25 protein-coding genes, 1 pseudogene and 1 riboswitch are annotated in these 24,320 nt (G+C 64.5%); of the genes and pseudogenes, 20 read left to right on the top strand and 6 right to left on the bottom strand.

The annotated features are described in order from the left end of the window. The 3 genes from VGN93_RS08840 to VGN93_RS08830 are packed head-to-tail and all read right to left on the bottom strand — an operon-like array spanning position 1 to position 2,828. Positions 1-831, bottom strand: coding sequence for an ABC transporter permease (locus VGN93_RS08840; RefSeq protein WP_327507177.1), 831 nt, complete (start codon positions 829-831; stop codon positions 1-3). Between the two features lie 10 nt (positions 832-841). Beyond that, positions 842-1,744 carry an ABC transporter permease gene (locus VGN93_RS08835; protein WP_327507176.1) on the bottom strand — a complete coding sequence of 301 codons (903 nt, stop codon included), beginning with the start codon at positions 1,742-1,744 and terminating at the stop codon, positions 842-844. A 1-nt stretch (position 1,745) separates the two neighbouring features. Further along, positions 1,746-2,828 (bottom strand): ABC transporter ATP-binding protein, encoded by a 1,083-nt coding sequence (locus tag VGN93_RS08830; protein WP_327507175.1) that lies wholly within the window; start codon positions 2,826-2,828, stop codon positions 1,746-1,748. Between the two features lie 162 nt (positions 2,829-2,990). Between VGN93_RS08830 and VGN93_RS08825 the strand changes: the two genes are divergently transcribed. The 6 genes and pseudogenes from VGN93_RS08825 to VGN93_RS08800 all read left to right on the top strand — a co-directional run bounded on the left by VGN93_RS08825 (position 2,991) and on the right by VGN93_RS08800 (position 9,056). Continuing rightward, positions 2,991-4,061 (top strand): spermidine/putrescine ABC transporter substrate-binding protein, encoded by a 1,071-nt coding sequence (locus tag VGN93_RS08825; protein WP_327507174.1) that lies wholly within the window; start codon positions 2,991-2,993, stop codon positions 4,059-4,061. A 53-nt stretch (positions 4,062-4,114) separates the two neighbouring features. Then, positions 4,115-4,969, top strand: coding sequence for a MurR/RpiR family transcriptional regulator (locus VGN93_RS08820; RefSeq protein WP_327507173.1), 855 nt, complete (start codon positions 4,115-4,117; stop codon positions 4,967-4,969). Positions 4,970-4,995: 26 nt separating this feature from the next. Beyond that, positions 4,996-5,227: riboswitch (cobalamin riboswitch) on the top strand. Positions 5,228-5,474: 247 nt separating this feature from the next. Then, positions 5,475-6,422 (top strand): annotated as a pseudogene (locus VGN93_RS08815) (ABC transporter substrate-binding protein); the annotation flags it as partial. Between the two features lie 17 nt (positions 6,423-6,439). Beyond that, the gene (locus tag VGN93_RS08810; protein WP_327507171.1) at positions 6,440-7,447 is read left to right on the top strand and encodes an iron ABC transporter permease; all 1,008 of its coding nucleotides are present in this window, start codon (positions 6,440-6,442) and stop codon (positions 7,445-7,447) included. Next, a complete protein-coding gene (locus tag VGN93_RS08805) occupies positions 7,444-8,250 on the top strand; it encodes an ABC transporter ATP-binding protein (protein ID WP_327507170.1) in 807 nt (268 codons plus the stop codon). The genes VGN93_RS08810 and VGN93_RS08805 overlap by 4 nt, the downstream gene beginning before the upstream one ends. Next, positions 8,250-9,056 carry a class I SAM-dependent methyltransferase gene (locus VGN93_RS08800; protein WP_327507169.1) on the top strand — a complete coding sequence of 269 codons (807 nt, stop codon included), beginning with the start codon at positions 8,250-8,252 and terminating at the stop codon, positions 9,054-9,056. Before VGN93_RS08805 ends, VGN93_RS08800 begins: the two co-directional genes overlap by 1 nt. Here the strand turns inward: VGN93_RS08800 and phnF are convergent. Beyond that, positions 9,004-9,756, bottom strand: a complete 753-nt coding sequence (gene phnF / locus VGN93_RS08795) for a phosphonate metabolism transcriptional regulator PhnF (RefSeq protein WP_327507168.1) — start codon at positions 9,754-9,756, stop codon at positions 9,004-9,006. The two genes, VGN93_RS08800 and phnF, sit on opposite strands and share 53 nt — an antisense overlap. A gap of 106 nt (positions 9,757-9,862) precedes the next feature. Here phnF and phnG point away from each other — a divergent pair, with 106 nt between their 5' ends. The 14 genes from phnG (at position 9,863) to phnN (ending at position 22,360) form a co-directional block, all read left to right on the top strand. After that, positions 9,863-10,342 carry a phosphonate C-P lyase system protein PhnG gene (phnG, locus tag VGN93_RS08790; RefSeq protein WP_327507167.1) on the top strand — a complete coding sequence of 160 codons (480 nt, stop codon included), beginning with the start codon at positions 9,863-9,865 and terminating at the stop codon, positions 10,340-10,342. Further along, the gene (gene phnH, locus VGN93_RS08785; RefSeq protein ID WP_327507166.1) at positions 10,342-10,950 is read left to right on the top strand and encodes a phosphonate C-P lyase system protein PhnH; all 609 of its coding nucleotides are present in this window, start codon (positions 10,342-10,344) and stop codon (positions 10,948-10,950) included. Before phnG ends, phnH begins: the two co-directional genes overlap by 1 nt. A 3-nt stretch (positions 10,951-10,953) precedes the next feature. After that, positions 10,954-12,060, top strand: a complete 1,107-nt coding sequence (locus VGN93_RS08780) for a carbon-phosphorus lyase complex subunit PhnI (protein WP_327507165.1) — start codon at positions 10,954-10,956, stop codon at positions 12,058-12,060. Next, complete coding sequence (locus VGN93_RS08775) at positions 12,057-12,941, top strand: alpha-D-ribose 1-methylphosphonate 5-phosphate C-P-lyase PhnJ (RefSeq protein ID WP_327507164.1); 885 nt, start codon at positions 12,057-12,059, stop codon at positions 12,939-12,941. Before VGN93_RS08780 ends, VGN93_RS08775 begins: the two co-directional genes overlap by 4 nt. Positions 12,942-13,137: 196 nt before the next feature. Beyond that, complete coding sequence (gene phnK / locus VGN93_RS08770; RefSeq protein WP_327507163.1) at positions 13,138-13,914, top strand: phosphonate C-P lyase system protein PhnK; 777 nt, start codon at positions 13,138-13,140, stop codon at positions 13,912-13,914. A 2-nt stretch (positions 13,915-13,916) separates the two neighbouring features. Next, positions 13,917-14,624 (top strand): phosphonate C-P lyase system protein PhnL, encoded by a 708-nt coding sequence (phnL, locus tag VGN93_RS08765; RefSeq protein WP_327507162.1) that lies wholly within the window; start codon positions 13,917-13,919, stop codon positions 14,622-14,624. After that, complete coding sequence (locus VGN93_RS08760; protein ID WP_327507161.1) at positions 14,621-15,235, top strand: DapH/DapD/GlmU-related protein; 615 nt, start codon at positions 14,621-14,623, stop codon at positions 15,233-15,235. Before phnL ends, VGN93_RS08760 begins: the two co-directional genes overlap by 4 nt. A gap of 151 nt (positions 15,236-15,386) precedes the next feature. Further along, on the top strand, positions 15,387-16,235 hold the full coding sequence (gene phnC, locus VGN93_RS08755; RefSeq protein WP_327507160.1) for a phosphonate ABC transporter ATP-binding protein: 849 nt from the start codon (positions 15,387-15,389) through the stop codon (positions 16,233-16,235). A 138-nt stretch (positions 16,236-16,373) separates the two neighbouring features. After that, a complete protein-coding gene (phnD, locus tag VGN93_RS08750) occupies positions 16,374-17,279 on the top strand; it encodes a phosphonate ABC transporter substrate-binding protein (RefSeq protein ID WP_327507159.1) in 906 nt (301 codons plus the stop codon). Between the two features lie 72 nt (positions 17,280-17,351). After that, a complete protein-coding gene (phnE, locus tag VGN93_RS08745) occupies positions 17,352-18,314 on the top strand; it encodes a phosphonate ABC transporter, permease protein PhnE (RefSeq protein ID WP_327507158.1) in 963 nt (320 codons plus the stop codon). A gap of 8 nt (positions 18,315-18,322) precedes the next feature. Continuing rightward, complete coding sequence (gene phnE / locus VGN93_RS08740; RefSeq protein ID WP_327507157.1) at positions 18,323-19,825, top strand: phosphonate ABC transporter, permease protein PhnE; 1,503 nt, start codon at positions 18,323-18,325, stop codon at positions 19,823-19,825. 90 nt (positions 19,826-19,915) lie between these two features. Next, positions 19,916-20,623, top strand: coding sequence for a DUF1045 domain-containing protein (locus tag VGN93_RS08735; protein ID WP_327507156.1), 708 nt, complete (start codon positions 19,916-19,918; stop codon positions 20,621-20,623). A 1-nt stretch (position 20,624) separates the two neighbouring features. Continuing rightward, positions 20,625-21,758 carry an alpha-D-ribose 1-methylphosphonate 5-triphosphate diphosphatase gene (locus VGN93_RS08730; RefSeq protein WP_327507155.1) on the top strand — a complete coding sequence of 378 codons (1,134 nt, stop codon included), beginning with the start codon at positions 20,625-20,627 and terminating at the stop codon, positions 21,756-21,758. Then, positions 21,755-22,360, top strand: coding sequence for a phosphonate metabolism protein/1,5-bisphosphokinase (PRPP-forming) PhnN (gene phnN / locus VGN93_RS08725; protein WP_327507154.1), 606 nt, complete (start codon positions 21,755-21,757; stop codon positions 22,358-22,360). The genes VGN93_RS08730 and phnN overlap by 4 nt, the downstream gene beginning before the upstream one ends. Before the next feature lies 1 nt (position 22,361). Here the strand turns inward: phnN and VGN93_RS08720 are convergent, their stop codons facing one another. Together VGN93_RS08720 and VGN93_RS08715 are read right to left on the bottom strand one after the other, a co-directional pair. Further along, on the bottom strand, positions 22,362-23,804 hold the full coding sequence (locus VGN93_RS08720; protein ID WP_327507153.1) for a deoxyribodipyrimidine photo-lyase: 1,443 nt from the start codon (positions 23,802-23,804) through the stop codon (positions 22,362-22,364). 47 nt (positions 23,805-23,851) lie between these two features. After that, positions 23,852-24,211, bottom strand: a complete 360-nt coding sequence (locus VGN93_RS08715) for a YbaN family protein (protein WP_327507152.1) — start codon at positions 24,209-24,211, stop codon at positions 23,852-23,854. Positions 24,212-24,320 lie beyond the last annotated feature (109 nt).

Genomic DNA, 24,320 nt, shown 5'->3' with positions numbered 1-24,320 from the left:
TCATTTCTGCCGGGAGCGAAGGTAGAGGCCGAGCGAGGCGACGACGAAGGAGAAGGTCAGCATCATCACGGCGATGGCGTTGATCTCCGGCTTGATGCCGCGCCTAAGCATGGCGAAGATGAACATCGGCAGGGTCGTCACATCGACGCCGGCGATGAAATAGGTGATCACCAGGTCGTCCATCGAGATGATGAAGGCGAGCAACGCGCCGCCGACGATGCCGGGCAGCAGCTGCGGGAACACCACCCTGCGAAACGTCGTCCACTCGTTGGCGCCGAGATCGGCCGAGGCGTGTTCCAGCGTGCGGTCCATGCCGGCGAGCCGGGCGGAGACGACGATGAAGACGTAGGAGATCAGGAAGGTGCACTGGCCGATGATGATCGTCGTAAGCCCGAGATTGACGCCGGCATTGACGAAGAAGATCAGCAGCGCGATGCCGAGCACGATATCCGGCATCAGCATCGGCATGAACATGACGACACGGTGGAAACGCCGTCCGAAGAAATCGAAGCGGTAGAGCGCGATGGCGATCGCCGTGCCGAGCACGGTGGCGATGGTCGTGGTGGAAGCGGCGATCAGCAGGCTGTTCCAGACGGCCTGCACGAGCTGGTCGGTCGATTCGATATAGAGCGCGCTTTCCGAAACCGCCGTCTTGAAGCCGAGGACCTGAGCGTACCATTCGGTCGTGAAACCGGTCCAGGTCATCATGTTGACCGGGTTGGAATTGAACGAATAGACCGCGATCAGCGCCAGCGGAATGTAGATGAAGGCGAAGAACAAAGCGGTGTAGCCGATGAGGCTGCCGCGGGCGAGGGAGGCGATGATCTTCATGGCTGCTCCCTCAACGACCGGTCGCGGCATCGACGCCGCGGCGGCCGGACACGATGACGTAGACGAAGAGCAGCACCAGCATCACGCACATCACCATCATGGCGAGCGCCGAACCGAAGGGCCAGTTGCGCGCGGCGAGGAACTGCTGCTCGATGAGATTGCCGAGCATCATCACCTTGGCGCCGCCCAGGATGGCCGGCACGACGAAATTGCCGAGCGCCGGGATGAAGACGATGATCGCGCCGCCCGCTATGCCGGGCGCCGTCAGCGGCAGGATGATGCGGATGAAGGTGCGGATCGGCCCGGCGCCGAGATCGAGCGAGGCGCGCACCAGCGTCCAGTCGAGCTTTTCGACGCTGGCATAGACCGGCATGAACATGAACGGGATGAAGATATAGACCATGCCGAGGATGATCGCGCCATCCGTGTAGATCAGCTCCAGCGGGCGGGCGATGACGCCGGTGTTGAGCAGCACCGCATTGACGAGGCCGGTCTGGCGGAGAATCAGCACCCAGATGAAGAGCCGTACGATCAGGCTGGTGAAGAAGGGCAGCGTGATGAGGAACAGGCAAAAGTTCTTCCAGCGCTCGGAAAGCCGGCTGATGCAGAAGGCGGCCGGGTAGCAGACGATGAGCGTGGCGATGACGGTAAGCGCCGCGATCTTCAACGAGCGCAGGAAGATCGCGATATAGACGGGATCGAAATCCTCGAACATCGGATCGGCGAAACCGAGGATGCGGCCGTAATTGTGCGGATACCAGGTCCATTCCACCCCGCCATAAAGGCCGGGCGCCAGAAAGCTCGTCACGATCATGATGGCGAGCGGGCCGAGGAAGAACACAGCGAGAAACAGCGAGACCGGCCCGAGAAGCAGGCCGAGTTGGGCGCGCCGGCGAAGGGCGATCGACGACATGTCAGGCAGCCTCCGCCGGGATGAGGTGGACGGCGGCGGGATCGTAGGCGAGGCGCGCGCGGCGCGATTGTTCGATCTCGCCGATGAGGTTGCGGCGTGTCGCCGGGATTTCGGCGATGACGCGGCGACCGGTCGCGGTGCGGCCGAACAGCTCGAAGGTGGAGCCGACGAAGACGATCTGTTCGAGGTCGACGTCGAGGCTCGGGGCATCGTCGCCCGACCTCGCGATGAAGAATTGTTCCGGGCGGATGAGTGCCGTCGCCGCGCCCGTCGAGCCCGGCCGCATATGCGTGATAGCGATGCCGTCGCCGGTGACGAGCCTGCCGCCATCGACATGCCCTTCGAACAGGTTGCTGGCGCCGACGAAGGTGGCGACGAAACTGTTCTTCGGCTGGTCGTAGATGGCGCGCGGCGTATCGAGCTGCTGGATGCGCCCGCCCGAGAGAACGGCGACGCGATCCGACATGGTCAGTGCCTCCTGCTGGTCGTGCGTCACGAAGATGAAGGAGATGCCGAGCTCGTGCTGGAGCGTCTTCAGCTCGATCTGCATGGCTTGGCGCAGGTTCTTGTCGAGGGCGGAGAGAGGTTCGTCGAGCAGCAGCAGCTTCGGACGGGCGATGATGGCGCGGGCGAGCGCCACGCGCTGCTGCTGGCCGCCGGAAAGCTGGCGCGGCTTGCGGCCCTCCATGCCTTCGAGGCCGACCATGCGCAACGCGTCGACGACCCGTTTTGCCCGCTCGGGCCTGGCGACGCCCGCCACCTCCAGCGCGTAGGCGGTGTTTTCGCCGACCGTCATATGCGGGAAGAGGGCGTAGTTCTGGAACACCGTATTGACCGGGCGGCGGTAGGGCGGCCGGTCGGTGATGTCTTCGTCGTCGATCAGGATGCGTCCGGCATCGAGCTCGACGAAGCCGCTGATCGCCTGGAGCAGCGTGGTCTTGCCGCAGCCGGAGGGGCCGAGCAGCGTCAGGAATTCGTTGCGGCTGACCTCGAGGTCGATCGCGTCCAGCGCCGTAACGGTCTGGCCTTCGGGCGTGGCAAAGGCCTTCGCCGCCTTGTCCAGGCGGACTATGGAATCTCGCATCGTCGTTCCCCATTATGTTATAAAAATAACGCTTGTGCGATTTCGATATCTGGATACCATTTGTTCATCCAAGTCAACGGCCGAAAGAAGCCGGGACAGGAACAGGCGGCGCAAAGGAAAGCGCCGGGGCCACGACGGGCCAACCACCAGAGGAGACTATCGATGACAAAACTTTCCCGCGCCGCCGCATCCGGCCTTCGCGCATGGACGCGCCGTACCGCCTTTTCGCTCGCCGCCCTCGTGGCGAGCGCCGGCATTGCTGGCGCTGCAGAGCTCAACATCTACAACTGGGGCGAATACATCAATCCGGAGGTTCTGAAGAAATTCGAGGAGGAGACCCAGATCAAGGTCAACCTCTCGACCTATTCCTCCAACGAGGAAATGCTCGCCAAAATCCAGGGCGGCGCGACGGGCTACGACATCGTCTTCCCGTCCGTGCACATGCACGACATCATGGCCAAGCTGGACCTGCTCGAAAAGACCGACATCAACACCTATGAGGGTTTCAAGAACATCGACCCCGCCTTCCTGCGCGCCAAAAGCGACCCGAAGGGCGAATATTGCCTGCCCTATGCCTGGGGCTCGGTCGGCATTTTTTATAACCGCACGATCCTCGGCAAGGACATTACCGGCTGGAAGGACCTGATCGAGACCGTAAAGGCAAAGGGCCTGAAATTCACCCTGCTCGACGACATGCGCGAAGTGCTCGCCGTCGGCCTCATGATGAACGGCCACAAGATCAACTCCACCGATCCGGCCGAGTTGCAGCAGGCGGCGGAAACGATCATCGCCATGAAACCCTATGTCGCCGCCTTCACCTATGACACGCGGCCGATGGTGCAATCCGGCGATGTCGCGGCCGGCCATTTCTTCGTCGGCGCCATGGTCGATGTCTTCGGCAACGAAAAGGATCTCGGCTACGTGATCCCGGAAGAAGGCGGCACCATGTACCAGGAGGACGTCTGCGTGCTGAAGAGCGCGCCGAACAAGGAGAACGCCGTCAAATTCCTCCAGTTCTACACGCGGCCGGAGATCGCGGCGCTCAATGTCTCGCAGCAGACCAACGGCACGGCCAACGTGCCGGCGCGGGAATTGACCCCGGAAAAGATCAAGAATAGCAAGGAGATCAATCCGCCGGCCGAGACGATGGCGCGTCTCCAGATCTTCGAGGACCTGGGCCCGGCGCTTCGCCAGCTCGACCGTGTCTGGACGCGGGTGAAGACGGCGCAGTGAAACGTGACTATCCCGCCCGTCTCCGGACGGGCGGTCTTTTTGGGGAGGGCGACGTGTCGAAACGCATTCTGAAGCTCGTTCAGTCCGACGACCTCCGGCGGTCCAAATCCGACAAGCTGATCGCCAACTATATCGAGCGCAACATCGCCGATCTCCCCTTCGAGACGGCGCGCTCCATCGCCCAGCGTCTGGAACTCTCGCCGATGACCGTCGGGCGCTATCTGCGCCGCATGGGTTTCGACGGCCTCGACGAGTTGAAGGGTGAATTGCGCCGCGGCAGCTCCAACCCCGCCTGGCAGGTCAAGGGCCAGGTCGACCGGCTGGAGCAGGACCGCAAGGAAGGCAAGCTGCTCGCCGGCCTCATCCAGCAGCAGATCGACAATCTCGGCCAGATCTACGAGATCACCAATGCGCCGGAATGGCAGCAGACGATCGACGCGCTGGTCGGCGCGACGGAAATCTATGTCGCCGCCTACCAGAACGTGCGTGGCATCGCGCAGTATTTTGCAAGCCAGCTGTCCTATACGCGGCCGCGCGTGCAGTTCGTCGATGGTGTCAACGGCACCTATGCCGAAGTGCTCGACGGCTCCGTCGAGGGGCGGTTGCTCTTCCTGCATGACGTGCGCCGCTTTGCCGCCAAGGCGCGGCCTCTGGCGCTGGAGGCGCGCCGCGCGGGCGTCAAGGTCGTGCTGCTCACCGATGAATTCTGCCCCTGGGGGCCGGAGGTCTCCGATATCTGCCTCATCGTTCCCGGCTCGCACGGGCCGCTCTGGGATGGCGCGGCCACCATGACCGCCGTCATGGACCTCATGCTCTCCAACATCATCGTCGTGATGGGTGAGGCGGTGAGCGAGCGCGTCGATACGCTGACCCGCCTTCAGGACGTCTTCGGGGATTTCGAGAGCTGAGCGCCTTGACGTTGCCGTTCGCACCGGACTAAGGATGGGATGACGGTTCCCTGAAGGATGACTCCCAGGGGATTAATAGGGAACACGGTACGGACGACCCAACAGGGACCCAAGCCGTGGCTGCCCCCGCAACTGTAGGCGGATTGCCGCCTGTCCCCGGACGCGTTTTCGCGTCATGCCACTGCGGTTTTTCGCGGGAAGGCAGACAGGCAGCAGATATCCGTGAGCCAGGAGACCTGCCGTCATAGCAACAATCCAAGTCACGGGCGGGGATGCCCGGAACGGAGACGCCATGACGAATCTGCCTGCCGTACCCGGCAGACCTACCCTCGTTTTCTCCCGCCCGCGATCGATCCGCCCCCTTCGGCGCGTCGGCTGAGGCCGCACGCTTTCATTCATCCGGGAGAAAACCATGACCCTGTTTTCTGCGGCCACACGGTCCGCATCGCTGCTTTCGTTCGCCGCCGGCTCTACGGCACTTCTGCTGTCAGCCTTTTCCGCCGCGGCTGCCGAGACGCAGTACCCGCTGACGCTGCAGAATTGCGGCCGTCCGGTCACGTTCCAGAAGGCGCCGGCGCAAACGGTTTCGGTCGGCCAGAGCTCAACCGAAATTCTTTACATGCTGGGTCTCGCCGACCGCGTGGTCGGCACCGCGCTCTGGGTCGGCCCCGTTCTGAAGGGCTACGAAGAGGTCAACGCCAGGATCGACCGCCTCGCCGACAATGACCCGAGCTTCGAGAGCGTGCTCGGCAAGAAGCCGGATATCGTCACGGTCCAGTTCCAATGGCAAATCGGCCCGGAAGGCGTGGTCGCCAAGCCCGAGCAGTTCGAAGAGCTCGGCATTCCGGTCTACACATCCCCGTCCGATTGCGTCGGCAAGGAGAACAGCGCAGCAAGCGACGGCGTGCGCCATCAGGTCTTCACGATGGACCTCGTCTATCAGGAAGTGCGCGAACTGGCTCAGATCTACGACGTGCAGGACAAGGGCGAAGAGGTCGTTGCCGAACTGAAGGCGCGCGAAGCCGCCGCCCGCGCCAAGGTCGCGGCTGCGAATGGCAAGTTGTCGGCCGTGTTCTGGTTCTCCAGCGCGGCGGATTCCGATCCCTACGTCGCCGGCAAGAACGGTGCGCCCGGCTACATCATGTCGGCCTTGGGCATCGACAACATCATCAAGACCGATGACGAGTGGCCGATGGTGGGCTGGGAAACGATCGCCAAGTCGGGTCCGACGATCATCGTGGCCGGCTCGATGGAGCGCCGCCGCTATCCGCTCGACAGCCTCGAGGCAAAGCTCGACTTCCTGAAGACCGACCCGGTGGCGAGCCTCATGCCGGCGGTCAAGAACAACCATGTCTTCGATATGGACGCACAGGCGATGAACCCCACGATCCGCACGATCGAGGGCATCGAGCAGCTTGCCGACGCCATTGAAAAGGCCGGTCTGGCGCAGTGAGAGAAGAACACCCCCTCTTGTTCCGCACGGGCGCCGCTTTCGCGGCGCTCGTTCTGCTGGTCGCAGCCCTTGGCGTCGGGGCCGCCGTCGGCGAGACGGCGATACCGCTCGATATCGTCGCGAAGACGGTGGCGAACCGCCTCTGGCAGGCGGGGCATGCGATCGAGCCGATCGACGAGGGCATCATCTGGAACTACCGGCTGAGCCGGGCGGTCGTCGCCGCCTGCTGCGGCTCGGCGCTGGCGCTCTGCGGCGTCATCCTGCAATCGCTGCTGCGCAATGCGCTCGCCGATCCCTATATCCTCGGCATTTCGGCGGGGGCATCCACCGGCGCGGTCTCCGTCGCTATCCTCGGCATCGGCGCCGGCGCCTTGACGCTGCCAGCCGGCGCATTCCTCGGCGCACTCGTCGCCTTCGGCCTGGTCAGCGCGCTTGCCGTGCGGGCAGGGCGGGGTACCGGCGCGATCATCCTTGCCGGCATCGCCGGCTCGCAGCTGTTCAATGCGCTCACCTCCTTCATCGTCACCAAGGCCGCGAGCGCCGAACAGGCGCGCGGCATCATGTTCTGGCTGCTCGGCAATCTCTCCGGCGTGCGGTGGCCGGATGTCTGGCTGGCGCTGCCGGTGGCGATCCTCGGCCTCCTCGTCTGCCTGTGGCATGCCCGCGCGCTCGACGCCTTCACCTTCGGCACCGAATCGGCCGCCTCGCTCGGCATTCCGGTGCGCCGCGTCTATGTCGTGCTGATCGCCATCTCCGCCCTGATGACGGCGACCATGGTCTCCATCGTCGGTTCGATCGGTTTCGTCGGCCTCGTCATTCCGCATGCCGCGCGCATGGTCGTCGGCGTGCGGCACGGCCTGCTGCTGCCGGCTTCCGCCCTGATCGGCGCCATCTTCATGATCGCGGCCGACGTGCTGTCGCGCATCATCATCCCCGGCCAGGTCCTGCCCATCGGCGTCATCACCGCGCTGTTCGGCGCACCGGCCTTCGCCCTCATCCTCAGCCAGCGGAGATCGGCGCTATGACGCTCTCGGCGAATGGTCTCTTCTGGTCGGCCGGCGGCACGGCCATCCTGTCGGATGTCTCGCTCGAGGTGCGTCCCGGCGAGTTCCTCGGAATCATCGGCCCGAACGGCTCCGGCAAGACCAGCCTGATGGCGCTGATTGCCGGCATCCGCAAGCCGCAGCGCGGCGAGGTCCTGCTCGGCGGCAGGCCCTTGCAGGCGCATGGCCGGCGCGAGATCGCCCAGCGCATCGCCTTCGTCGAGCAGCAGGCGGAGACCACCGAGCGCATCACCGCGCGCCAGGCCGTCGAGCTCGGCCGCACGCCGCATCTCGGTGCCTTGACGCCCTGGTCGAAGGCGGACGATGCGATCGTCGACCGGGCGCTGGAGGAGGTCGACATGGCGCATTTCGCCGATCGGCTCTGGCATACGCTCTCCGGCGGCGAGCGCCAGCGGCTGCACATTGCACGCGCGCTCGCCCAGCAATCGCCGATCCTGCTGCTCGACGAGCCGACCAACCATCTCGACATCGGCCACCAGATCGGCCTTCTCCAACTCGTGCGCGAACAGGAGCTGACCGTGGTCGCGGCCCTGCACGACCTCAACCACGCCGCCATGTTCTGCGACCGAATCGCCGTCATGCAGGGCGGCCGCATCGTGGCGCTCGGCACGCCCGCCAAGGTGCTCGAGCCGCAGCGCCTGCACGACGTTTTCGGCGTCACCGTCGACGTCGAGCGCGATGGCGCCGGCGGCTGCTTCATCCGCTATCGCCGGCCCGACCCGCGGCCGCCGCGCCTGAAACTCGTCGCAGGCGAGGGGAGCTGATGCACGGAGCCCTCCCCAACAACCACCTCAAGGAAGACATTCGCGATTACTGGTCGCGACGCTCGGAAACCTTCGACCTCGCCTTCGGCCATCGCATTCCTGAAGGCCCGGAATTCGACGCCTGGGCGGCGGCGATCCGCGAAAGGCTCGGCCCGGAGCCACGCCGCGTGCTGGAGCTTGCCTGCGGCACGGGGGAGGTGACGCGCCTGCTGCTGTCGCTCGGCCACGAGGTGACGGCGCTCGATTTTTCCGAGGCAATGCTGGATGTGGCGCGGCGAAAACATACTGGCGCGAAGGGGCTGCGCTTTCTGCTCGCCGATGCGGAAAATCCGATGGAGCCGGACGAGAGTTATGACGCGATCGTCTGCCGCCACCTCGTCTGGACGCTGACGACGCCGGAGCAGGCCTTTGCCGAATGGCACCGCATGCTGAAGCCCGGCGGCATGCTGCTGTTCTTCGATGGTGACTGGGCGGCACCCACCCGGCTCGGCCGGCTAGTAAGCCGCGCCATCGCGGTCATCGACAGGTTCGCGGGCGTCGATCCCCACTATGACGGCGCGATGAGCGACCGGCATGCCAGCATCATGGAGCGGCTGCCCTTCGGCGACGGCCTCCGCGTGGAGCGCGTGCTGCCACTGCTCGAGGCGGCAGGCTTTCGCGACATGACGATTGGCTCACACGCACCCATCGCGGCGGCGCAACGCCGTACCGCGGATCTGCGCAACAAGCTGCGCACGCTGCTTTACCGCCGCTTCATCCTCTGCTGCCGGAAACAACCTCGGGCTCCGGCTCCACCGTCAGCTTGACGCGGTCGGCGGCAAAACGCGTGCGGGAAAACTGGATCGGCGTGCCGTCGAGGTCCGTATTGGTTGCCACCGCCACGAGGATGATGGCGCCCGGCGAGAGTTTCAGCTGCCGCATATCGTCACCCTCGGCATGGATGGCCGATATCTCGGTGGAGCGGCGCACATAGTCGGGAAGGCCGAGCTCCCGCAGTGAGGCGGTGATCGACCGGGTCTTCTCATAGGCCTCCGCCATGCCGGCAAAACGGTCGGCCGGGAAATAGCTCGTCGAACGCGAAATCGGCCGCTTGTCCGCACTGCTGACGATTTCCAGCCGCACGCAGCGTGAACCCGCCGCCAGCTCCAGGGCTTCCGTGACGATGGCCGGTGCCGCTTCCGTCGCCGCGTCCAGCAGCGTGCCTTCGAGATCACGCGCCTGGTTGCCGAGACCCTGCGAAAACCGCGTGCGCCGCGAAATCGGGAAGCGCAGGCGATCGCGCCGCTCGATGCGGGTGCCGATGCCCTGGATCGGCCGGACGATGCCTTCTTCCGCAAGTGCTGCCATGGCGCTTCGCACCGTATGCCGATTCACCCCGAAACGGCCGGCCAGCACCACTTCCGGCGGCATCATGCCGGTCTCGTCGAAATCGCCATTGTTGATCGCAAGCCGCATGCGATCCGCGATCTGGCGCCAAAGCGCCACGCCCGATTGTCGTTCCACCATTTTCGCCCCCGCGAATACCCTCTGTCACACCCTTGTCATTCCTGCCGATTAAGACAAGACTTAGATGTTCGGTTGTCTAGATTAATAGACATTTGGAGAGATGACAATGACATCAACACAGAAATCTGCCGAGAGCGCCGCGAAGGGCGCGGCCGGCGAGCGGCAGAGGGCGATGGGCCTGCTGGCGAAGGCGAGCCGGGCGGAATTGCAGGCGGCCTGGGACGCGATTGACGACAAGCCGGCGGTGCAGCCCGTGCGCGGGCCGGAAACCGGCCTCGTCATGGTGCGCGGCCGCATCGGCGGCGGCGGCGCGCCGTTCAACCTCGGCGAGGCGACGGTGACGCGCGCCAGCATCCGGCTGGAAGACGGCACGGTCGGCCACGGCCAGTCGCTCGGCACCGATGGCGCCAAGGCGCGGCTTGCGGCGACCTTCGATGCGCTGTTCCAGCAGCCGGCCCGCAAGGCGGAGGTCGAGACGCTGCTCGATGCCATCGCGAGCCGCATTGCCGACGAGGACGCCGAAAAGGCGCGCCAGACGGCCGCCACCCGCGTCGATTTCTTCACCATGGTTCGGGGAGAGGACTGATGTCACTCGATACGCTCGCCTTTGCCGGCGGTTTTACACAGCCGGTGTTCGAGGCACAGGCCGTCTTCCGCACGCTGATGGACGGCATGGCCCGCCCGGGCACGATCGGCCGCATTGCCGCGACCGTCACGCCACCCGCCCCGCTCAATGCCGCCGCCGGCGCCGTGGCGCTGACGCTCTGCGACCACGACACCAGCGTCTGGCTGACGCCGAAGCTCGGCGCATCGGCGCTGCCCGGCTGGCTCGCCTTCAATGCCGGCGCGACCCTGACGGACGAGCGCCAGAACGCCCGCTTCGCCTTCATCGAGAAGGGCGCGATGCTGCCCGATCTCTGCCTCTTCGCGCAGGGCACGCAGGAATATCCGGACCGCTCGACGACGCTCGTTATCGAGATCGAGGCTTTCGAAGGTGGCCGGCCGCTGGTGCTGACCGGCCCGGGCATTCGCACGGAAGAGGAGATCGCCCCGCTCGGCCTGCCGGACATGTTCGCGCATTTCTGGTCGGAGAACCGGCAGCGCTTTCCGCGCGGCGTCGATCTGATCCTCGTTGCCGGCGATCAGGTTCTCTGCCTGCCCCGCACCACCGTTCTTCGCGTGAAGGAGGCCTGAGCCATGTATGTTGCCGTCAAGGGTGGCGAAGCCGCCATCTCCAATGCCCACCGCCTTCTCGCCGATCGTCGCCGTGGCGACCGTTCGCTGCCGGCGATCGGCATCGAGCAGATCGTCGCCCAGCTCGGGCTCGCCGTCGATCGCGTGATGGCGGAAGCCTCGCTCTACGACCGGGCGCTTGCGGCCCTTGCCGTCCGGCAGGCCCGCGGCGACATGATCGAGGCGATCTTCATCCTGCGCGCCTATCGCACCACGCTGCCGCGCTTCGGTTATTCGAAGCCGGTCGAGACGGGCGTCATGCTCGTGGAGCGTCGCGTCTCGGCGACCTACAAGGACCTGCCGGGCGGCCAGCTTCTCGGGCCCACCTTCGACTATACGCATCGCCTGCTCGACCCGTCGCTGCTTGGCGATGAACCGGTCGATACGGCTCTTGAGCGCGACGAGCCCGGCGAGCCGGTCATGCGCGTTTCCGACATCCTGGCCGGCGAAGGCCTGGTCGAGGACGACGGCAACCTGCCGGAGGGCCATGTCGCGGGGGATCTCACCCGCGAGCCGCTGGAATTCCCGATGGCGCGGGACCTGCGTTTGCAGGCGCTTGCCCGTGGCGACGAGGGCTTTCTGCTGGCGCTCGGTTATTCCACCCAACGCGGTTATGCCCGCACCCATCCCTTCGTCGGCGAGGTGCGCATCGGCGAGGTCGAGGTGGAACTGGACATGCCGGAGCTCGGCTTTTCCGTCTCGCTCGGCCGCATCCAGGTCACCGAATGCCAGATGGTCAACCAGTTCAAGGGCTCGGCAAAGAACCCGCCGCAGTTCACCCGCGGTTATGGCCTCGTCTTCGGCCAGAGCGAGCGCAAGGCCATGGCCATGTCGCTGGTCGATCGCGCTCTTCGCGCGGAAGAATTCGGCGAGGACATCATGGCACCGGCGCAGGATGAGGAATTCGTCATCTCGCACTCGGACAACGTGCAGGCGACCGGTTTCGTCGAGCACCTGAAGCTGCCGCATTACGTGGATTTCCAGGCCGAACTCGATCTCGTGCGCCGCATGCGGCGGGAATACGAGGCCGCGCAAAACATCGACACCGATCTTCCGGAGGCCGCAGAATGAGCACGGCAGAACTGGCGACCTACAACTTCGCCTATCTCGACGAACAGACGAAACGCATGATCCGCCGCGCGATCCTGAAGGCGATCGCCATTCCCGGCTACCAGGTGCCCTTCGCGAGCCGCGAAATGCCCATGCCCTATGGCTGGGGCACCGGCGGCGTGCAGGTGACGGCGGCGATCCTCGGGCCGAAGGACGTGCTGAAGGTCATCGATCAGGGCGCCGACGACACGACCAACGCCGTCTCCATCCGCGCCTTCTTCCAGAAGGTCGCGAATGTCGCGGTGACGACGAAGACCCGCGAGGCGACGATCATCCAGACGCGCCACCGCATTCCGGAGGAGAAGCTGACGGCCGGGCAGACGCTGGTCTACCAGGTGCCGATCCCGGAGCCGCTTCGCTTCCTCGAGCCGCGAGAGACCGAGACGCGCAAGATGCATGCGCTGGAAGAATACGGCCTGATGCATGTCAAGCTCTACGAGGACATTGCCAAGAACGGCCATATCGCCACGACCTATGCCTATCCGGTGAAAGTCGAGGGGCGTTACGTGATGGACCCGTCGCCGACGCCGAAATTCGACAATCCGAAGATGCACCGCTCGGAAGCGCTCCAGCTGTTCGGCGCAGGTCGTGAAAAACGCATCTACGCCGTGCCGCCCCATACCGAGGTCGTCAGCCTCGATTTCGAGGATCACCCGTTCGAGATTCAGACCTTCGACAAGCCCTGTGCGCTGTGCGGCGCGGAGAATGTCTATCTCGACGAAGTGGTGCTCGATGACAAGGGCGGGCGGATGTTCGTCTGCTCCGACACCGACCATTGCGAGGAACGTTGCGCCAACGGCCATTGCGGTCATCTCGCCGATAACAAGGAGGCTGCGGAATGAGCAGCACTTACCCCCCTCTGCCCTACCGGGCATCTCCCCCTCAAGGGGGGAGATCGGCAAGAAGCGAGAATTTTGTTCAATCTGCAGCGTCAGTGATGGGCGAAACGTTGCTCCAATCAATCTCCCGCCTTGAGGGGGAGATGCCCGGCAGGGCAGAGGGGGGTGTCACGCCCTCCAGCATCACGGAGGCCACCCGATGACCGACACGCCGCTTCTCAAAGTCCGCGACATCTCGAAATTCTACGGCGCGCGCATCGGCTGCAAGAATGTCTCCTTCGATCTATGGCCGGGTGAAGTCCTCGCTATCGTCGGCGAGTCCGGCTCCGGCAAGACGACGCTGCTCAACTGCCTTGCGACCCGCCTGATGCCGAGCTCCGGTGCCGTCGAATACCGCATGCGCGATGGGGACATGCGCGAGCTCTCCCGCATGAGCGAGGCGGAGCGCCGCTTCCTGATGCGCACCGACTGGGGCTTCGTGCACCAGAACCCGGCCGATGGCCTGCGCATGGCCGTGTCGGCCGGCGCCAATGTCGGCGAGCGGCTGATGGCGGTCGGCGAGCGGCACTACGGCAATATCCGCGAGACGGCGGGCAACTGGCTCGGCCGTGTCGAGATCAGCGTCGACCGCATCGACGACCAGCCGCGCGCCTTTTCCGGCGGCATGCGCCAGCGTTTGCAGATCGCCCGCAATCTCGTGACCTCGCCGCGGCTGATCTTCATGGACGAGCCGACCGGCGGCCTCGACGTCTCGGTGCAGGCCCGCCTGCTCGACCTGCTGCGCGGCCTCGTGCAGGATCTCGGCCTTTCGGCGATCATCGTTACGCACGACCTCGCGGTGGCGCGTCTGCTGTCTCACCGCATGATGGTGATGAAGGACGGCGTCGTCATCGAGCAGGGGCTGACCGACCGCGTGCTCGACGATCCGCGCGAAGCCTATACCCAGCTCCTCGTCTCCTCCATTCTTCAGGTGTAACCATGCCCACACCCCTCGTTGTTTCCGAAGTGGCGAAGAGCTTTACCATGCATCTTCGCGACGGCCTCCGCCTGCCGGTGATGTCGAATGTCGCCTTCTCCGTTAAGGCCGGCGAATGTGTCGTGCTGGGCGGCCCATCCGGCATCGGCAAGAGCTCGCTCTTGAAGATGGTCTACGGCAACTATGCCGTCGACAGCGGCCAGATCCTGATCGAGCACGGCGGTCGCCTGCTCGACCTCGCGACTGCCGATCCGCGCACGATCCTGTCGGTACGCCGCGCCACGCTCGGCTACGTCAGCCAGTTCCTGCGCACCGTGCCGCGCGTAGCGGCCGTCGATGTCGTCGCCGAACCGCTGCTTGGTCGTGGCACCGCTGCGGCCGAGGCGAGGGAGATCGCGGAAGCGATGCTCGCGCGCCTCAACCTGCCGCGCGAACTCTGGCAGCTTCCGCCCGCCACCTTCTCCGGCGGCGAGCAGCAGCGCGTCAACATCGCGCGCGGCTTCATCACCGACCACCGCATCCTGCTGCTCGACGAGCCGACCGCCTCGCTCGACGCGACGAACCGCGCCGTCGTCGTCGGCATGATCGAAGAGAAGAAGGCCGCCGGCGTCGCCCTTCTCGGCATCTTCCATGACGAGGACGTGCGCGAAAAAGTCGCCGACCGCATCGTGGACGTCTCCGCCTTTTCGCCGCGAAAGGCTGTCGCGTGACCAAGCTTTCCGAAACCCCGCTGATCCATCCGACGGCGAAGGTCGCGGAGACGACGCTCGGCCGCTATACCGAGATCGCGGAGCGCTGCCGCATCAGCGAGGCCGAGATCGGCGACTATTCCTACATCATGGAGGACGGTTCGGTCTGGTGCGCGACGATCGGCAAGTTCGCCAACATCGCCTCGTCGGTGCGCATCAACGCCACCAACCACCCGATGTGGCGCGCGACGCTGCACCATTTCACCTATCGGGCCAACGATTATTGGCCCGATGCGGAGCCCGAACCGGACTTCTTCGCCTGGCGGCGCGAGCACCGCGTCACCATCGGCCATGACGTGTGGATCGGCCATGGATCGACGATTTTGCCCGGTGTCACAATCGGCAACGGCGCTGTCATAGGATCGGGCGCGGTCGTCACGAAAGACGTCGAACCCTACACGATCGTCGGCGGCGTGGCGGCGAAAGTCATCCGCGAGCGTTTCCCCCGAACCATCGCCGAACGCATGGAAAAACTCGCCTGGTGGGACTGGGATCATGCCCGGTTGCGCACCGCCTTGGACGATTTTCGCAAACTTGACGCAGAAGCCTTTCTTGCCCGTCACGACGGGTAAGAGGCGTGCGAGAAGCCGGAATTTCAGCCCTGTGGACTGTAATCTTTCCGACATGAAACTGACATCGCCGCTTCATCAACAGCGTTTACAGCCAGTCCCGAAAACGACACTGCCCGACTTCGGGCCTAGCCTGAAAAATGAGGGATCCGCCATGTTCCGATTGAAGAATGTCACCCGCCGTTTCGGCGAGCGCGTTGCGGTCGATAATGTGACCTTCGATATCCCGCAGGGCCAGATGGTCGGCGTCATCGGCCGCTCGGGCGCCGGCAAATCCACCATGCTGCGCATGATCAACCGTCTGGCCGATCCGAGCGAAGGCTCGATCCATTTCAACGACGTCGAGGTCTCGTCGCTGCGCGGCTCCGGCCTGCGCAACTGGCAGCGCGACTGCGCCATGATCTTCCAGCAGTTCAACCTGGTGCCGCGCCTCGACGTGCTGACCAACGTGCTGCTCGGCCGCCTCAACCACCGTTCGACCACGCTCAGCATCCTCAACCTCTTCACCCGCGAAGAGCGCATCATGGCGATTGCCGCCCTTGAGCGCCTCGGCATCGAGCAGACGGCGCTCCAGCCGGCCGGCACGCTGTCCGGCGGCCAGCAGCAGCGCGTGGCGATTGCCCGTGCGCTGATGCAGAACCCGAAGATGCTGCTCGCCGATGAGCCGATCGCCTCGCTCGATCCGCTGAACGCCAAGATCGTCATGGACGCGCTGCGCGATATCAACGAGCGCGAGGGCATCACGGTCGTCACCAACCTGCACACGCTGGATACGGCGCGCGCCTATTGCGAGCGCATCATCGGCATGGCGCATGGCCGCGTCGTCTTCGACGGCTCGGCACGCGAACTCGACAGCGAAGCGGTGCGCACGATCTACGGCACGGGGGCCGATGGCGCGGAAATCGACGAGAGCATGACCTCCACGGCGATCCGCAACCCCGCCAAACAGGACAACATCAAGGAATCCGCCAGCCCGACACCGCTGGCACTGGCCGGGCTTTAGAGCATTTCCAGCAAAAGTGCGTAGCGGTTTTGCGTCCGGAAATGCGCAACAAACTCTAGAGCCCCGCCGGGATCGAACGGCCCGCGTGAAGGGTCATAAACTTCCAGCCGGCAAAGCCGGTCAAACAGGAGAGAGACCATGCTGAAGAAAGTTCTTCTCGGCGCCGTCGCGCTCATCGCGCTCGCCGGCCACGTACAGGCTGAAGACCTCAAGGAATTCCGCGTCGGCATCATCGGCGGCGAAAACGAAGCGGATCGCCTGCGCAACTACCAGTGCCTCGGCGATCACCTGAAGGCCGAGCTCGGCTTCGAGAAGGTCTCGTTCTTCCCGGCGGCCGACTATGACGGCGTTATCCAGGGCCTGCTCGGCGGCACGCTCGACTACGCCGAACTCGGCGCTTCGGGTTTCGCCAAGATCTACCTCGCCAAGGCCGATGCCGTCGAGCCGATCCTGACGACCGTCCAGACCGACGGCTCGACCGGCTACCACTCGATCATGGTTGCCCGCAAAGACAGCGGCATCACCAAGCTCGAAGACCTGAAGGGCAAGAAGCTCGGCTTCGCCGATCCGGACTCCACCTCCGGCTACCTCGTTCCGCTCGTCACCCTGCCGGAAGCAATCGGCGGCCCGGTCAAGGAATATTTCGCTGAAACCGGCTTCGGCGGCGGTCACGAAAACCTCGTCCTCGAAGTGCTGAAGGGCACCTTCGACGCCGGCACGACCTTCGGTTCGGGCGTTGGCGAGTTCAAGGACGGCTACACCTCCGGCAACCTGCACAAGATGGTCGAGAAGGGCATTCTCGACATGAACGACCTCGTCGAACTCTGGAAGTCGCCGCTGATCCCGAACGGCCCGATCGTCGTTCGCACCTCGATGGCCGACGAGACCAAGGCGAAGTTCAAGCAGTTCATGCTCGACCTGCCGAAGAAGGACGCAGCCTGCTTCGCAGCCGTCATGGGCGGTGACTTCACGTCCTTCACGGAAGTGAACGTCGACTTCTACAAGCCGATCATCGACGCCCGCAAGGCAACGATCGGCGGCTGATCGCCATATTGACATCGGCGCCGGCCGCACCCCGGCCGGCGCCTCTGTTTTTTGAACAAGCCGGGATAGACCATGGCCACGAACACGCTTCACGACGGCTTCAGCGAGAAGGGCGCTCTGATCGAGCGACACTGGCAGGAGCTGAACGCGCGCCGCCGCCTCTATACCTGGCTGGGCCTCGCCATCCTCGCGGTGGCACTCTCCGGTTCGCTCTGGTTCGCCAACGAGACGAATGCCGGCAAGTTCTTCGACCGGCTGCCCCATCTGTTCGACTTCGTCGGCGACATGGTGCCGCGCGATGGCCTCGAAGTGTTCCGCGCACTGTTCGACCTTCCGTCGCCCTATGACGACGGCAGTTTCAAGTACAACTATCCGGAAGGCCGACTCTACCTCACCGAGAGCCTCTATGTGCCGGAATATTTCCACAAGATGCTGGAAACGCTGAACATCGCGCTGTTCTCCACCATCATCGGCATGGTCTTCGGCTTCCTGCTCTGTTTCCTCGCCGCCAAGAACCTGGTCGCCAACCGCCTGCTGCGCGGTTTCGTGCGCCGCTTCATGGAAATCCTGCGCGCCTTCCCGGAAGTCGTGCTCGCTGGCTTCTTCCTCGCCATCCTGTCGCTCGGGCCGCTTCCCGCCGTCATCGCCGTGTCGATCCATACGGTGGGTGCGCTCGGCAAACTGTTCTTCGAGGTCGTCGAGAATGCCGACATGAAGGCGGAGGAGGGGCTTCGCGCCGTGGGTGCGAGCTGGGTGGAGCGCGTCTGGTTCGGCATCGTGCCGCAGGTGCTGCCGAACTTCGTGAGCTATTTCCTGCTGCGCCTCGAGATCAACGTGCGTGCCTCGACCATCATCGGCGCCGTCGGCGGCGGGGGCATCGGCGAGCTGCTGCGCCTGTCGATCGGCCAGAACCATCAGGCAAAGACGCTCGCCATCGTGCTGCTGCTGCTCATCACCATCGTCGTCGTCGACCAGTTTTCCGCCTGGCTGCGCCGCAAGCTGGTCGGCGATCATGCCTTCCGGCTGGCTCAATAGGAGTTGCCATGACGACCCTCAATCCCGCACAGATGGATGAGATCGCGGCACGCCACCCGGCCGTCTTCCACCGCTCGTTCTGGCAGCGTTTTCGTATTGCCATCATCACCGGCGGCTTCGTGCTCTACGCGCTCTATTGCTGGTGGTTCTTCGCGATCGGCCATGTGCTCGGCACCGCGAACTGGAACATCGCCGGCACCTATCTCGCCGACTGGGTCTCCTATGAGGTGCGCCCGGAAGTGGCGATCGATCCCGATGGCGCGATGAAGCTCACCTATCCGCGCTTCTCGCCGCTTGGCGCGAATGCCAAGCCCGACTGGGTCGAAATCGAGCTTGGCAAGATGACCCGCACCACGCCGGCCGCTGGCGCCACAACCACGACGGAAAAGAAGCCCGCCTCGATGGGTTTCATGGGCGAGGGCGCCGTCATCGGCGGCTCGGCTGCCGCGGCCGAGGGCCTTGCAACGGCGACGACGCGCGAGGAAGAGGTGGTCAAGCGCGCCAAGATCACGCTCAATTCCTCGACAAGCGTCGAGGTGCTGCCGGAGCGCGTGACCGTGCAGCATGCCGGCGAGACGCTGGTGGTGGATGTCGACGGTTCCGAGGTGAAACCCGAAGGCACGCTGCCGGCCTGGGCGACGCAGAAGACACCCGGCCAGAAGATCACATTGGCCTTTGGGTTTGCCGGATGGGGGGAGATCGAGGCGGACGATGTCTCGATCCGCAAACGCTTCCTCGGTTGGGCCAACTTCCTGTTCGACACCAACTCGCCCTTCCACGGCAAGTCGACGTCGGAGGTGGTGTCGCTGATCACCGCGGGTGAGCGCATCAATGCGAAACAGTCGAATCTGTCGCTCGCCTGGGACAACATCCTCTACAATGCCGAATGGCAGCATCTCGATGTCTGGACAAAATTGCTCCAGACGATCGTCATGGCCTTCGTCGGCACGCTGTTTGCCATGCTGCTCGCCTTCCCGCTGGCGTTCCTGGCGGCGCGCAACATCACGCGCAACTGGTTCTCCAACCAGATCACCAAGCGCCTGTTCGATTTCCTGCGCTCGGTCGACATGCTGATCTGGGCCTTGTTCTTCACCCGCGCCTTTGGCCCGGGGCCGCTCGCCGGCATGTCGGCGATCTTCTTCACGGATACCGGTACGCTCGGCAAACTCTATTCCGAGGCACTGGAAAACATCGACGACAAGCAGCGGGAGGGCGTGAAATCGGTGGGAGCGGCGCCCGTCGCCGTGCAGCGCTACGGCGTTCTGCCGCAGGTCCTGCCACTCTTTGCCTCGCAGGCGCTTTATTTCTGGGAATCGAACACGCGTTCTGCGACGATCATCGGCGCGGTCGGGGCCGGAGGCATCGGCCTGAAACTCTGGGAAGCGATGCGCACGAATTCGGACTGGGAAAACGTCGCCTACATGGTGTTGCTGATCCTGATGGTCGTCTTCATCTTCGACGGCATATCGAATGCGCTGCGCTCGCGATTGATGGGGAAATCTTCTCATTGAGTTTATGTGGCGGCATCATGCTGCCACATGAATCCCTTCATGCTCCGGCGCCGCCAATCGGGTGGCGCTTATGAATACAGGAATGAACCCATGCGTTACGCCCTCTACTTCACCCCGCCCGCAAGCGACGCCCTGACGCTGACTGCCCAGCGCTGGCTCGGGCGCAACGCGTTTACGGGCGCGGCACTGGAGCAGCCGGTGGTGAACGGGTTCGACGCAGCAGCACTTTCAGGCCTCACGGCCGATCCCCGCCGCTATGGTTTCCATGCCACCATCAAGGCGCCGTTTACACTTGCCGAAGGCCGCAGCGAAGCGGAGCTTGTCGCAGAACTCGGCCGATTCGTCGCTGAGGCGGAGCCTTTCGACATTCCCGAGGTCGTGGTCGGCCGGCTCGGCTCCTTCTTCGCGGTCGTGCCGGGCGATCATTGTGAACCCCTGCAGAGCTTTGCCGGCGAAGTCGTGCGCCGCTTTGAGCGTTTCCGCGCACCGCTCACCTCGGCCGATATTTCCCGTCGCAAGCCGGATGAACTCACAGCGAGTGAGCGCCAGAACCTCGTGCAATGGGGCTACCCTTACGTTTTCGATGAGTTCCGCTTCCACATGACGCTGACGGGCCGCGTGCCTGCCGAGCGCCGTGATGCCGTCGAACGTGTGCTTCTCGATCATTTTGCGGATGTTCACAGCCGCCCGCTGGCGATTGCCGGCCTGGCGCTGTTCCGGGAGCCGTCGCGCGGCGCTGATTTCACCGTCCATTCGCTTTTCCCGCTCGGCGGAGCGGCCAACAGAAAGACCGCATGACATGACCCGCGAAACCATTCTCTCCAATGCCCGCATCGTGCTGGAAAACAGCATTGTCGATGGCACGCTGGTGCTGCGTGACGGGCTGATCGCCGACATTTCCGAGGGCGCCTCTGCCCTTGGCGAGGACATGGAGGGCGATTTCCTGCTTCCCGGCCTCGTCGAACTGCACACCGACCATCTGGAAGCCCACTATTCGCCGCGCCCTGGCGTGCGCTGGGGCCTGACTGCCGCGATCCAGTCGCACGATGCCCAGGTCGTCACGTCAGGCATCACCACCGTTTTCGATTGCCTGCGCATGGGGTCGGATGGGGACGGCGGCTTCGAGAAGGGCGAGATGCGCGCCATGGCCGACGCGATCGCCGAGGCGCAGGCCGAGGATCGCCTGCGCGCCGAACACCTCATTCACCTGCGCTGCGAGGTGTCGACCGACAACGTGCTGGAGCACTACGAGGAATTCGAGAACGACCCGCTGGTGCGCCTCGTCTCGCTGATGGACCACGCGCCTGGCCAGCGCCAGTTCCAGACGCTGGAACAGTACATCCTCTACTACAAGAAGAAGCGCGGCCTCACCGACGACGAGTTCGATGCCTTCTGCAAGCGCCAGCAGGACCTTTCCGCGCGCTATGCCAAGCCGCACCGCGATGCGATTGCCGCCTCCTGTGCCGCCCGCAACATCTCGGTCGCCAGCCATGACGATGCGACGCTGGAACACGTCGAGGAAGCGATCGGCTACGGCATTAGGCTTGCCGAATTCCCGACCAGCTTCGAGGCCGCGAAGGCCTCGCACGGCGCCGGCATGAGCGTGCTGATGGGCGCGCCCAACATCGTGCGCGGCAAGTCGCATTCCGGGAACATCGCCGCCCGCGACCTCGCCGACATGGGCGTGCTCGACGTGCTGTCTTCCGATTACGTGCCCTTCAGCCTGATGCACGCGCCGTTCATCCTCGCCGACGAGGGCATGGAGCTACCCAAGGCGATCAACATGGTCTCGACGACGCCGGCCCGCACCGTCGGTCTCGACGATCGCGGCGCGATCGCCAAGGGACTGCGTGCCGATCTGGTGCGCGTCCGCCGCCCCTCCGGCGTTCCGGTCGTGCGCTCCGTCTGGCGCCAGGGCAGGCGCGTGGCATGAGCCTCGACGCCGAAGCCGCCATCCGCCAGCCGCCTGCCGTTGCGGCCGGCACGATGGTCGTCGTCGTCGGCCCGAGTGGGGCCGGCAAGGACAGCGTGATGTCCTATGCCGCGCGGCATTTTGCCGAAGAGGCCCGCATGCGCTTCGTTCGCCGCGTCATCACCCGCCCGGCGGATGCCGGCGGAGAGGCGCATGAAGCAATCGACGCGGAAGGGTTTCGCACACGCGCTGCCGAAGGCGGCTTCGCCGTCTCCTGGGAGGCGCATGGCCTTTCCTACGGCATCCCGCGCGAAACACATGACGCGCTGGCGACCGGTGTCACGCTCGTCGCCAATGGCAGCCGTTCGGCCTTGCCCGCCTTCGCCGATGCCTACGCGCGGCTGAAGGTGGTGGTCATCACCGCGCGGCCCGACATTCTTGCCGCCCGCCTCGCCGCGCGTGGCCGGGAAAGCGCCGAAGGCATCGCGAAGCGGCTCGACCGCGCCGTGCCGGAAATCGTGGTCGCAGCCGATACCGTCGTCATCGACAATAGCGGCGCGCTGGAAGAGGCAGGCGAAGCCTTCGTCTCGCTGCTCGCCTCCGCTCTCGCGCGCGAAGATTGATTCAGTCGCCCTTCAGCGCTTTATAGGCGGCGAGTGCGCGTTCACGCGCCTTGCCGTGATCGACGATCGGCTTCGGATAGGTTTTTCCAAGCTCGACGCCCGCCTTCTTCAGCGCGCTTTCCGGCGCGTCGAAGGGCTTGTGGATCCAGGCCGAATCCAGCGTCTCCAATTCGGGCACGAAGGTGCGGACGTAGGTGCCGTCCGCATCGAACTTTTCGCCTTGCAGGATCGGGTTGAAGATGCGGAAGAACGGCGAGGCATCGGCGCCGGAGCCCGCCACCCATTGCCAGTTCGCCGCATTCGAGGCCGCATCGGCATCCACCAGCGTGTCGCGAAACCATTTTTCGCCGCGCCGCCAGTCGATCATCAGGTGCTTGATCAGGAAGGAGGCGGTGATCATGCGCACGCGGTTGTGCATCCAGCCATGTTTCCAGAGCTGCCGCATGCCGGCATCGACGATCGGGTAACCTGTCTGGCCGCGGGTCCAGAGTTTGAAGTTCTTGCCCGCCGCTTCCCAGGGGAATGCGTCGAAACGGTCGTTCCAGTTCTTTTCCGCAAGCTGCGGGAAATGGAAATGCAGGTGGTAGCAGAACTCCCGCCAGGCGAGTTCCTTGCGGAAATGCACGACATCCTCCGTCGGCGCCTCCAGGCCGCGCGTGGCATGCCAGATCCGGGCGGGCGAGATTTCGCCCAGCGCCAGATGCGGCGACAGCATCGACGTCGCGTCGATCGCGGGATGGTCGCGGTCCTGCTTGTAGCCGTCGATCGCGCCGTCGACGAAGCTTTCCAGCCGCTCGCGTGCAGCCGCCTCTCCGGGGGTCCAGATGTCTTGGAACGTTGCCGCCCAATCCGGTTTCTTCGGCAGCAGTGCCCAATCGTCAAGCGCCTCCGATTTCGGGGACTTCTGAAGGGATGTCAATTTTTCCGGCGCATCGAGCGGCTCATGCGGCTCGCCTTCGCGTTCCAGTGCCTTCCAGAAGGGTGTATAGACCCGATAGGGCTTTTTCTCCCCCGTCATCAGGCGGGTCGGATCATGGAGTAGCTGACCGGCAAAGCTCCGCGCCTCGATGGCGCGCGCCTTCAACGCCGCTTTGATGTCCGTATCGATTGCGATGCCTGCCGGATCGTGCCTGCGATTCCAGTAAACGGCGTCAGCGTCGGTTTCGGCGATCAGGCCGTCAAGCACAGCATCCGCATCACCGCTGCGCAGGACAAGCGGCGTGCCGAGCCCCTTGAGCGTTTTGCCGAGCGATGCCAGCGAATGATGCAACCACCAGGCCTGCGCCGCGCCAAGCGGCCCGGTCCCCGCCTTCTCCGGCTCGCGAATATAGAGCGCAAGGACCGGCCGGTCCGTTTCCGCCGCCCCAGCAAGGGCCGCATTATCATCGGCCCGCAGGTCCTTGCGGAACCAAACGATGATCGGGGGTTCGCTCTTGATCGTCATGCCTTATCTCCCTCTGCCCACCATTACGCGGCGCACGGCGTGGCCGATCACTTCGGCAGCGGACGGGTCAGGATGAAAAGCGCGCTTCCTGAAAGGATGAGCCCCACCACCGCCGCAAGCGGCAGGGAAGGCTGCGTGCGATAGATGAAAAAGCCGTAGCTTGCGAGGATCAGACAGATCGCCAGCATCTTCGTGCGCGCCGCTATGGCGCCCTCGCGCCGCCAGTTTTGCAGCGGCGGGCCGAGCGTGCGGTGGTTCAGCAGCCACTGTTCGAGGCGCGGCGAGGAGCGCGAAAAACACCAGACGGCGACGAGCAGGAAGGGCGTCGTCGGCAACAGCGGCAGGAAAGCACCGATAATGCCGAGCGCCGTCATCAGCAGGCCGGCCAGCATGTAGAGCGAGCGCACGGGGATCCTCGTTCAAAAAACGTGTCGCGGTTCAGATAGAGTGCTTTGCGCCCGCCTCCAAGAGCCAGCATAGCGTGACGCGTGGAACGAACATCTTCCTCGGGCATTC

The sequence above is a fragment of the Shinella sp. genome (assembly GCF_035998705.1).
GTDB lineage: Bacteria > Pseudomonadota > Alphaproteobacteria > Rhizobiales > Rhizobiaceae > Shinella.
Note: the sequence above shows the minus strand (reverse complement) of the source record. Positions and strands in the feature narration are given on the sequence as shown.